The organism is Enterobacter sp. 01-M-03-SI-ECC (assembly GCF_047530215.1).
Taxonomy (GTDB): domain Bacteria; phylum Pseudomonadota; class Gammaproteobacteria; order Enterobacterales; family Enterobacteriaceae; genus Enterobacter; species Enterobacter chengduensis.
Map to the genome: position 1 here is coordinate 33,288 of NZ_JBLKDA010000031.1, position 10,518 is coordinate 43,805.

At 52.9% G+C, this 10,518-nt stretch carries 11 protein-coding genes and 2 pseudogenes; 3 read left to right on the top strand and 10 right to left on the bottom strand.

Features of this window, described 5'->3' with window-relative positions; translation table 11 throughout:
* The first annotated feature begins 8 nt into the window (after nucleotides 1-8).
* Together pstB and phoU are read left to right on the top strand one after the other, a co-directional pair.
* Nucleotides 9-782 (top strand): phosphate ABC transporter ATP-binding protein PstB, encoded by a 774-nt coding sequence (gene pstB, locus ACMWKK_RS21635; RefSeq protein WP_008500183.1) that lies wholly within the window; start codon nucleotides 9-11, stop codon nucleotides 780-782.
* Between the two features lie 14 nt (nucleotides 783-796).
* Nucleotides 797-1,522, top strand: coding sequence for a phosphate signaling complex protein PhoU (phoU, locus tag ACMWKK_RS21640; RefSeq protein WP_008500182.1), 726 nt, complete (start codon nucleotides 797-799; stop codon nucleotides 1,520-1,522).
* A gap of 85 nt (nucleotides 1,523-1,607) precedes the next feature.
* Here the strand turns inward: phoU and yieH are convergent, their stop codons facing one another.
* Nucleotides 1,608-2,273: a 6-phosphogluconate phosphatase gene (yieH, locus tag ACMWKK_RS21645; protein WP_112780351.1), complete on the bottom strand. Its 666-nt coding sequence runs from the start codon at nucleotides 2,271-2,273 to the stop codon at nucleotides 1,608-1,610.
* 164 nt (nucleotides 2,274-2,437) lie between these two features.
* On the opposite strand from yieH, the gene adeP reads away from it, so the two are divergent.
* The gene (gene adeP / locus ACMWKK_RS21650) at nucleotides 2,438-3,775 is read left to right on the top strand and encodes an adenine permease AdeP (RefSeq protein ID WP_161656511.1); all 1,338 of its coding nucleotides are present in this window, start codon (nucleotides 2,438-2,440) and stop codon (nucleotides 3,773-3,775) included.
* A 91-nt stretch (nucleotides 3,776-3,866) separates the two neighbouring features.
* On the opposite strand, the gene ACMWKK_RS21655 is transcribed toward adeP, so the two are convergent.
* From ACMWKK_RS21655 to ACMWKK_RS21695, 9 genes and pseudogenes are all read right to left on the bottom strand, one after another.
* Nucleotides 3,867-4,433, bottom strand: a complete 567-nt coding sequence (locus ACMWKK_RS21655) for an NADPH-dependent FMN reductase (RefSeq protein WP_045331208.1) — start codon at nucleotides 4,431-4,433, stop codon at nucleotides 3,867-3,869.
* A 36-nt stretch (nucleotides 4,434-4,469) separates the two neighbouring features.
* Entirely contained in the window at nucleotides 4,470-5,216 is a 747-nt protein-coding gene (locus ACMWKK_RS21660) for a 4'-phosphopantetheinyl transferase family protein (RefSeq protein WP_112780353.1), read from the bottom strand.
* Nucleotides 5,217-5,338: 122 nt separating this feature from the next.
* Complete coding sequence (gene yidZ / locus ACMWKK_RS21665; protein WP_045331204.1) at nucleotides 5,339-6,310, bottom strand: HTH-type transcriptional regulator YidZ; 972 nt, start codon at nucleotides 6,308-6,310, stop codon at nucleotides 5,339-5,341.
* Entirely contained in the window at nucleotides 6,279-7,454 is a 1,176-nt protein-coding gene (locus ACMWKK_RS21670; protein ID WP_112780354.1) for an MFS transporter, read from the bottom strand. The genes yidZ and ACMWKK_RS21670 overlap by 32 nt, the downstream gene beginning before the upstream one ends.
* 486 nt (nucleotides 7,455-7,940) lie before the next feature.
* Nucleotides 7,941-8,321: a hypothetical protein gene (locus ACMWKK_RS21675; RefSeq protein ID WP_181663644.1), complete on the bottom strand. Its 381-nt coding sequence runs from the start codon at nucleotides 8,319-8,321 to the stop codon at nucleotides 7,941-7,943.
* Nucleotides 8,322-8,323: 2 nt separating this feature from the next.
* Nucleotides 8,324-8,932: pseudogene (locus ACMWKK_RS21680) on the bottom strand (RHS repeat-associated core domain-containing protein).
* Nucleotides 8,906-9,028: pseudogene (locus ACMWKK_RS21685) on the bottom strand (RHS domain-containing protein); the annotation flags it as partial. The pseudogenes ACMWKK_RS21680 and ACMWKK_RS21685, both read right to left, overlap by 27 nt.
* A 675-nt stretch (nucleotides 9,029-9,703) precedes the next feature.
* Nucleotides 9,704-9,961, bottom strand: coding sequence for a hypothetical protein (locus ACMWKK_RS21690; RefSeq protein ID WP_258526857.1), 258 nt, complete (start codon nucleotides 9,959-9,961; stop codon nucleotides 9,704-9,706).
* A gap of 32 nt (nucleotides 9,962-9,993) precedes the next feature.
* Nucleotides 9,994-10,518 (bottom strand): RHS repeat-associated core domain-containing protein (locus ACMWKK_RS21695; RefSeq protein ID WP_406542928.1); only part of this gene is annotated, 525 nt, incomplete at its 5' end.

Sequence of the window (10,518 nt, forward strand, 5' to 3'; positions counted from 1 at the left end):
ATGAGTCAATGAGTATGGTTGATACTGCCCCGGGTAAGATTCAGGTTCGTGATTTGAACTTCTACTACGGCAAATTCCATGCCCTGAAGAACATCAACCTGGATATCGCGAAGAACCAGGTCACGGCATTTATCGGTCCGTCCGGCTGTGGGAAATCCACGCTGCTGCGTACCTTTAACAAAATGTATTCGCTCTATCCGGAGCAGCGCGCTGAAGGTGAAATTATCCTCGACGGTGAAAACATTCTGACCCAGGCGCAGGATATCGCCCTGCTGCGCGCCAAAGTGGGGATGGTGTTCCAGAAACCCACGCCGTTCCCGATGTCCATTTATGACAACATCGCCTTTGGCGTTCGCCTGTTTGAAAAGCTCTCCCGTGCCGATATGGACGAGCGCGTGCAGTGGGCATTGACCAAGGCCGCATTATGGAACGAAACCAAAGATAAACTTCACCAGAGCGGTTACTCTCTCTCCGGTGGTCAGCAGCAGCGTCTGTGCATTGCGCGCGGTATTGCGATTCGCCCGGAAGTGTTGCTGCTGGATGAGCCGTGTTCAGCGCTGGACCCGATCTCAACCGGCCGTATTGAAGAGCTGATCACCGAGCTGAAGCAGGATTACACCGTGGTTATCGTGACCCACAACATGCAGCAGGCTGCGCGTTGCTCCGATCATACGGCGTTTATGTACCTGGGCGAGTTGATTGAGTTCAGTAACACGGACGATCTGTTCACCAAGCCCGCTAAAAAGCAAACAGAAGACTATATCACCGGTCGTTACGGTTGATTCAGGAGCGCGCGATGGACAATCTCAATCTTAATAAACACATTTCAGGCCAGTTCAACGCAGAGCTGGAAAGTATTCGCACGCAGGTGATGACCATGGGCGGCATGGTTGAGCAGCAGCTTTCCGATGCGATTACGGCAATGCACAACCAGGACAGCGAGCTGGCGAAGCGCGTCATTGAAGGCGACAAAAACGTCAACATGATGGAAGTCGCGATCGACGAAGCCTGCGTGCGCATTATCGCGAAACGTCAGCCGACGGCGAGCGACCTGCGTCTGGTGATGGCGATCATCAAAACCATCGCCGAGCTGGAGCGTATTGGTGACGTGGCGGATAAAATCTGCCGCACCGCGCTGGAGAAGTTCTCTCAGCAGCACCAGCCGCTGCTGGTGAGCCTGGAGTCGCTGGGCCGCCACACCGTGCAGATGCTGCACGACGTGCTCGATGCCTTTGCGCGTATGGATCTGGACGAAGCGGTACGTATTTACCGTGAAGACAAGAAGGTCGACCAGGAGTATGAAGGCATCGTGCGTCAGCTGATGACCTACATGATGGAAGATTCACGCACGATCCCAAGCGTGCTGACGGCCCTGTTCTGCGCGCGCTCTATCGAGCGTATCGGCGACCGCTGCCAGAACATTTGCGAATACATTTTCTACTTCGTGAAGGGTCAGGATTTCCGTCACGTGGGCGGCGACGAGCTGGACAAGCTGCTGGCGGGTAAAGACCCGAAAGAGTGATGATTGCGGCGGGTGGCGCTAGCGCTTACCCGCCCTACGCACTCTGTAGGCCGGATAAGCGCTAGCGCTATCCGGCTTTGTTTTTTCAGCGAGTAATATCCCACCCGCGCGCCTTCCACAGCTCGGGCAACTGCGCCAGATCGGTAAAGGTCGTTACTTTTGGATGAACGATCGGCTTGTTGTGCGGATCGGCACAGAAGTAAAACACCTCCATCCCGGCATCAATACCCGACTGCGCGCCCGCGGACGAGTCATCCACCAGAATGCAGTTCTGTACGTTGACGTTCATCGCTTTCGCCGCATGGAACATCAGCGCCGGGTCCGGCTTCCAGCGCTGGATATCGTAGCCGCTGAACAGCTTTTCCGGGAAGTAGTGCAGCATATTAAGCTTGCCGAGCGAGTGCTGCATTTTGCTGACCGGACCGTTGGAGACGACGCAGACTGGCACCGTCATGGCCTCCAGCAGCGCGTTTGCGCCCGGAATCACCTCCAGCTCCGAATCGAACAGGCGTGCAACCTCGGCCCGGTAGACCGGCTCCAGCTCCGCTTTCGCCAGATCCACGCCGTGTTCTTCGTTAATGATGTCGATGATCTCGTAGAGCTTTACGCCCTTAAAGCGCTTAAACACCTCTTCAAGTTCCAGCGTAATGCCAAATTCCTGGAACATGGTGACATACGCGCGGGAACAAATGACCTCACTGTCGACCAGCGTTCCGTCGCAGTCGAAAAATACCGCTTCAATTCCGGACATGCCTTTCCTTTTAACCAGTTTAACGTTTACGTACGGCAGTTCACCGGCACGCAATCGTTGCCGTATAAGCAAATTCAATGAAAAAAGTATCACGTAACCGCCACTATTGTCGCATTTTGGTATAGGATAGCGACGAATTTTCCCTCCTTGTTCGGAAATTGATGATGAGTCAACAACACACTACCCAGACATCTGGTCAGGGTCTGCTTGAGCGCGTGTTTAAACTGCGCGAGCACGGCACTACGGCACGCACCGAAGTGATCGCCGGTTTCACCACCTTCCTGACGATGGTCTATATCGTTTTTGTGAACCCTCAAATTCTGGGCGTCGCTGGCATGGATACCAGCGCCGTCTTCGTAACCACCTGTCTGATTGCGGCGCTTGGCAGCATCCTGATGGGCGTGTTCGCTAACCTGCCGGTTGCGCTGGCACCGGCAATGGGCCTGAATGCGTTCTTCGCGTTCGTGGTGGTTCAGGCGATGGGCCTGCCGTGGCAGGTGGGCATGGGCGCCATCTTCTGGGGCGCGATTGGCCTGCTGCTGCTGACCATTTTCCGCGTTCGTTACTGGATGATTGCGAACATTCCCGTGAGCCTGCGCGTGGGCATCACCAGCGGTATTGGTCTGTTCATCGGGATGATGGGGCTGAAAAACGCCGGCGTGATCGTCGCTAACCCGGACACGCTGGTGAGCATCGGCCATCTGACCTCGCATAACGTGCTGCTGGGCGTGCTGGGCTTCTTTATCATCGCGATCCTGGCCTCCCGCAATATTCACGCGGCGGTGCTGGTGTCCATCGTGGTTACCACGCTGCTGGGCTGGATGCTGGGCGACGTTCACTACAACGGCATCGTCTCCGCGCCGCCGAGTGTCGCAACCGTGATTGGTCACGTTGACCTGGCGGGTTCCCTGAACCTGGGCCTGGCGGGCGTGATTTTCTCCTTCATGCTGGTGAACCTGTTTGACTCCTCCGGTACGTTGATTGGCGTGACGGACAAAGCGGGCCTGGCGGATGAGAAAGGGAAATTCCCGCGCATGAAGCAGGCGCTGTTTGTGGATAGCATCTCTTCCGTCACGGGCTCTTTCATCGGCACGTCGTCTGTTACCGCGTACATTGAATCCTCTTCCGGCGTGTCCGTGGGCGGCCGTACCGGCCTGACGGCGGTGGTGGTGGGTATTCTGTTCCTGCTGGTGATCTTCCTCTCTCCGCTGGCGGGTATGGTTCCTCCGTATGCGGCGGCTGGCGCGCTGATCTACGTTGGGATGCTGATGACCTCCAGCCTGTCACGCGTGAAGTGGGATGATTTAACCGAAGCGGTGCCGGCGTTTATTACCGCCGTGATGATGCCGTTCAGCTTCTCGATTACCGAAGGTATCGCGCTGGGCTTTATCTCTTACTGCGTCATGAAGATCGGTACCGGCCGCTTCCGCGACCTCAGCCCGTGCGTCATCATTGTGGCGCTGCTGTTTGTGCTGAAGATTGTGTTTATTGACGCGCAGTAAGGTGCGGTTTGTGGTGTCAGGTGGCGCTTCGCTTACCTGACCTACTGACGAGTGTAGGCCCGGTAAGCGCTAGCGCAACCGGGCTTTTTTATCAGGCTTTAACCCGCTTAATATAATCCCCGAACGCCGTCAGCTGGCCTGAGAGATGATCGCGCGTGCTCTGATCTACCACCTCGCCCGTCTGCGGGTCGACCTTGTTCTGAATCACGCCGCCCATAAACTCCGGCTTGTTCATCACCATCGCATCGAGGAACACCAGGATCTGGCGCAGGTGATACTGGCAGCGCGCACCGCCAATGGCGCCCATAGAACTGGTCTGGATGAGCACCGGTTTGCCCGCCAGCGGCTGTTCAGGTAAACGGGACAGCCAGTCGATGGCATTTTTCAGACCACCCGGAACCGAGTAGTTATACTCCGGCGTGACGATAACCACGCCGTCGGCCTGGCGGATCTGCTCTGCCAGCGCCTCAACGCTCTGCGGGAATCCTTCTTCCTGCTGAACGTCAGCGTCATACAGCGGAATATCGCCAATAGACGGCAGGGCGCTAATCTCCATTCCTGCAGGTGCCAGCTGCGGCAGCGTGCGGGCAACCATCCCGTTAAATGAACCTTTGCGCAGGCTTCCCAGTAACGTAACGACTTTCAACGTTTCAGACATGATTACTCCTTTTTCATCATGATGACCCTGAATGGATCAGCTAAGGGTGAATGCTTTTTCTGCCGGTAAACTGGTTAAACGCATCAGGCGTGCAGCGGGCTCGTTGGCGCGCTCGGGCACATCAGGAAGGCTACGCCATCCCTGTTGGCTGTCAAATTCCCAGATCTTCATGCGTTCGATGGCGGGGGTCACCGCGATGGACCAAATGAGCACATCCTCTGCGTCGCAGAGCGCTTCTACCAGCGTGGCCTGAGCGGCACGCAGACGACCGGAGCCTGGCAACAGCTGCAGCAGGCTGGCATCGTCTGATGCGCATCCACAGAGCTTGCGAATGCTCTGGCGCAAGGTAATGAGCTGGGCTCTGGCTTCGACAGGATCGTTCTGGTTGCGGACCCACAGCTTCTCGTTGCTGGAGAGCGGATACTCTTCATGCGCATTGCCCCCGTGGAAGCTGCGCGTCGCGCGCTGAAGTTCCATATCCAGCCCACAATCCCCTTCGGTGGTCAGCGCAACGCCAATGATATTGCCCGCGTAGGCAATCGAAAAACGAGGGAGATCCGGGTCGGCGAAGACCGGGCGGCCTTCGGGTTGGGTGGTGATGTCCGGCAGCTCGCTGGTGCCGTACAGCATAAACATCAGCTCTGCGAGAAGCGCCCGGGACGCTAAAAACCGCGACCTGCGGTGTTCCGCAAGCGCGAGTGCTTCACGGTGGCAGGCTGAAGAAATTCTTGCCGATACGAGACGTCCTTCCGTAAGTATCCCTCTTGCAAAGTGCGTAGCCATTTTTCGCTCCTTGATAATGGTCGTAATCGGTTAAACGGTTACATGATTATCGCTTAACTTGCCTCCTGTTTTAATCAGTAAATGGGAGTAAGAGAAGCCTTAGGACCGAACTTTACATTTTCTTAGGCAAAAATTGGACCGCTCGCACCGTACAGCGCCTTGATGGTCTCCCGCAGCCAGAGGATTTTTGGGTTATGGCTGTTCCGTTTATGCCAGATCAGCGTGAACGGCACGGTCAATTTTTCCGCCTGCTCCTCATCAATGGGAATGGGAAGCGCGATCAGCTTGCGCTGGTGGAGTTCATTGTAGTGCTGGCAGTAGTGCGGCGCGGTGGCGATATAGTGATGCCCGGGCTGCGCCGCCATAAACATCGCCTGTTCAAAGCCCGGGAGGCACATGGCGATATTACGTTCACGGCCCATCTCCTTTAGCACCTCATCCAGCGCCCAGGTGTCGCTGCGTTCCCAGAAGATGCTGATATGCGGATAGCGCAGGAAGGTCTCCAGATTCCACTCTTGCTCAAGCGCCGGATGATCCTCGCGCAGATAGACGCAGGGGCGGTCGCTGAACAGGATTTCATAGTCGATAAACCACGGCAGCAGCTTCAGCAGCTCTCGGGAGCGCGGATGCGTTTCTCGCCCGGTAAAGCCAAGATCCACCTCGCCACGCGTAATGGCGTCCAGCGAGTCGTAATCCCAGTGGCGCATCTTCACCGTCGCCTGTGGATAGCGCTGGTTCACCTGTTCCAGCAGGGTATTGAAGCGGATCAGCATCAGCGGCGTTTCGGCGGCCAGCACGAACGTCAGCCCGCCCGGCGAATCATGATGAAATTTATCGAGGATCTGGTTGCCGATTTGCATCCAGTCAGCCAGGTCCTGCTCAAGACTCACCGTCAGCGGCGTGGGAAGCAATCCTAACGGCGTTTTGACAAACAGCGGGTCGTCGAACCAGTCGCGCAGCTTGGCCAGCGATTTACTCACCGCCGACGGCGTCACGTTCATCCGCTTCGCCGCCTTGGTGACGCTACGCTCCTGCAGCAAAAGCTGCAGGCACAGCAACAGGTTAAGATCGAGACTGCTGATGGGCTTCTTCATAATGTGCCGCGGGCTGGATGACCATAAGTAAGGTAATGCACAGTATGCTACAGCCAATCAGAACCCCGATCAGCATATTCAGCGCGTTAAGCCCGATGACCGCCGCCAGCCAGATCCACAGCGACGAGCCGCAGACCTGCGCTATCCCCAGCACCGAGCTCGCCACGCCTGCCCGCAGCGAGAACGGGCCGAGCGCCTGACTCATCGCCACGCCAAAGCCAACCGAGAACCCGGCACAAATGAGCGTAATACCCACCAGCATCACCGCGTGTGAGGTGGCCGTCGCCAGGATTGCGCCTGCCGTGAGGAACAAAACCTGGGAAGTCAGCATCAGCGTGCGCTGGCTAAAAACATTCAGCGCAAAGGGGGTGGAGAACGAGACGGCCATACTGACCATGGCGGTTAACGCCATCACCGTTGAGTACTCACCGCGATCGAAGCCCATGGTTTCCATCAGTAAAACAGGGGAAACGTTTACATAGGTGAGGATCACCGCCACGCTTAGCGTGGTTACGGCCAGACGACTGAGGAAAAAGCGGTTAAGCAGCTTCTCTGCCGGGTGAATTGTTGGGGTGTGACCGGTATTTTGCGAGCCCGGGTGGGTCTCTTTCAGCACGGCGATCGACAGGATAAACACCAGCGCACCCATCGCCGCCATGGTCCAGAACAGGCTCTGCCACGGGAATTTCAGCATGATCAGATATCCCACGACCGGCGCCAGCACCGGGATGATGCAGGTAATACCGTTCAGCATGGAGAGCACTTTGGCGCGACGCTGGGCGCTTAAGGTATCGCGCAGGATCGCAAAGGCCACCACGTAGCAACCACCCGCCCCAATGCCCTGAATAAAGCGCCCGGCCAGGAACAGGGTGCTGTTTTGCGCCTGCGAGCAGAGAAGGGACGCCAGGGCAAAAATGATGGCGCCGGTTATCGCCACTGGCTGACGGCCCGCCTTATCCGCGATCTTCCCGGCAAACACCATCGACGACGCCATCCCCGCGAGATAGGCGGAAAACGCGATGTGCAGCTGCGCTTCGCTGGCACCCAGATCGCGGGCAATGTGCGGTAATCCCACCAGATACATATCAATGCCGGACGGATAAAGCAGAACTAATGCGAAACTACAAAAAAGAAAACGCGCCATAAACCCCCCATAGATGCAGGCAAGCAGGATAGGGGGTGAAAAGGGATTAGGCGAGTTGCCATTTGGACAATGGTGATTTCCTGGGGGGAAATCACGATGTAACGATAACAACAGCAATATGCGGGCATTACAGAAAAAGAATGATAAGGCTAAAATGATGATGCACAAAATCTGCCTGATAATATTGCTCACCTGTTACAGGTGAGTATAAGTAGAGGGTAGGGGGAGCTTTCAGGCTTTAATGTTGGGGAGGTGCTAATTCCAAACATAATCCCGCCGTTTGTTATTCTATTATTCCACATGTATGGGAGGTGCACTGATGGCGGACGGTGACGAGGTGCAGGAGCTATGCGAGCAGTTTTGTCAGGCTAAACAGGTAGTTAAGGGTATTTAAGCGGCGGTTTTTTAGTGGGCTGAACAATGGCGGATAAATAAAAATAAGCCGGGGAGATTTAAGATCTGTACCGGCTTTTTTATTCTGCTTTATTATAATGGATACTCATCATCTTCCGATGAATTTATAAATTGTTCCAAGTTTACATGAAGAATGCTTAACCTAATTTGCAACTCATTAAGTGAAGCAATAATTTCATATTTTCCAACATGATCATATGATGGGTCGTATTCATTATCTATATCAGAGGCTAAAAACGATGATATTCTCAGTTTAAATTTGGCTTCATCTTTACTACATACATTAGAATAAGGTGAATGCCCTCTCATAGCATATTCATCTACCCTAAATGGATAAGATGGTTTTAACTCATCGATCAATGAAATTTCAGCCCATGTTCTATACCCAGGCATTAATGGACTAATTTCTTTGAGCAAAATCTTTCCACTTAATAATCTTTTGAGATTGTCCATTATTATGTCCCCCATGGGAAGAATATATGTATGACACTGCCATCATGTTGATGAACTTGTAAATGTGGTAAATCACTATCAGGGTTTCCTGGCCCATGACCTGACACTCTATATGGCGGTTTTGTTATAGAAGGGTCTTTTATATTATCCCAATAATATGAGCCTGCCTTTGTTTTATTCCCAGTAAGATATTCCATTAAATTCTTAGTGCTTGGACCTGACTCACCTGTCATATTTTTATAGTTATGGCCTAAATATCTATCCATAAAAAATTGTTCAGCGTCACTTCTAGATCAAACGGTAACTTTGGTTTCACCGCTATCTAATAAACGATTCGCTTTTTGATTACTAACAGCACATGGAGTTAATCCTAATGGATCTATCCATGTAAGTGGGCTCTTAACATAAGCGTAGAGGTTCAACCCACCTCTCAGCCCCACCGGGTCCGGACTCAGATACCGCCCGACACCCGGGTCGTAATACCGGTGCCTGTTGTAGTATAACCCGCTTTCCGCGTCATGATACTGCCCCTGAAAGCGCAGCGGCTGATTTATCCCCGCCGTATCAGCATGAAGCACCTGACCATAGCTGCGCAGCATGGCTGACCACACGACGCGGCCCCGGACGTCGCGCAGCTCAAGCGGCGTGCCGAGGTGGTCGCAGACGTAATGGTACACCCCGGGGGCCGTCTCCCGCCCGCAGAGCATGAGCAGTGGGCGGTGCGTTTAAGTACATCCTCCTTCATAACACGGCGCCCCAGGGCGTCGTACTGGTCGTACTGATAGTGGTCATCCACCAACGCCAGTGCTAATCAGCCGCCCGATACTGAATTTTTTGCCGTCAGCCCGCTAGTAATAAGAACGTAATCGTGGAATGAAGCTAATGTGAAATAAGAACGAACTGATAACCAGTGAAAGCTACCGCACGCTGTGGAAATGATCCCTGCATATGTTGATATTATTAGACAGGCGCGATCAGGAAAAGAGGTCCACGAAAATTCAGAATTGTGCCTGATATATATAAGACAAACTATAACAGGTCGTTTTAATTTACTGTGAGGATATAAATAAAATTATATCTTGAATGTGAATAAATATTCTTTCAGAAGTTGCTTTTATAAAATTACGACTGAATACTTAAGCATGGCCAGCATGTACCTTATTGGCAACTCGCTGCCGAACGCGGGATTTGACGCCGGGCCGCAGCTGGACGGTGAGGATTACAGAGGAGGGCCTGACCATCGTCGCGGATAATAACGAGGTGCAGGAGCTGAGCGAGCAGCCTTATCAGGCTAAGCAGATGGTAAGGCCGGCGTGTTTAGTGTGCTGAGCGGTGGTTAAACAAGAAAGAACCGGGAAGAGTTGATTTTTCCCGGCTTTTTATCAGAATTTATTTATAGCATGTTTAACTTCCCGCTCTAATAATTTGATGTCTTCTGCACTCCCGCTATAAATCGGCTCTTCCCAATTGGAGTCTTTTATTAAATAAATATAAAACTTGCCATTTACATCAAAAGATGGTCGCCACCCGACATCAAGAACATAGCCATCAGGAAATTCAACCTGAAGCATATCTTCTTTAAGCTCATCCAGTTGCTTGCTAAGAGGAATATCTTTTTTTAGGGAAAATTCGTTGAACACGATATATCCTTTTTTTACTAAAAAATCAATGTTCATTGTGTTGTTAACCTCCGGAGTTCATCTCTGGATATGGGATGACCGTGGATTGTGTTGGCACTAAGCTCAACCCTCATCCACTGAGATTCTTTACCCTCACTGGCACCAATGACTTGTCCTATATCCTTTACTTTCCAGGGTTTGCCATTTGTAACTACCATACCTGTATTAAAGACATCATATTCTAATGTTTTAATATCCACATCATGAGTATATTTTGCAGGGCCAGTATTGGTAGATTTTACTATATCTTTCCAAGACTTACTTTTTGGTGGGAAGTGTTTATATCCATGATTTTTCCATTCAGGCTGTTCTATTTCTCGACATTTCAGCCCCAGTGGATCCACCCATGTTAACGGGTTCGGCACATACGCATACTGATTCAGCCCACCATCCAGCCCCACCGGATCCGGCGTGATATACCGCCCCACCCCCGGGTCGTAATACCGGTGCCTGTTGTAGTATAACCCGCTTTCCGCATCATGATACTGCCCCTGAAAGCGCAGCGGCTGATTTATCCC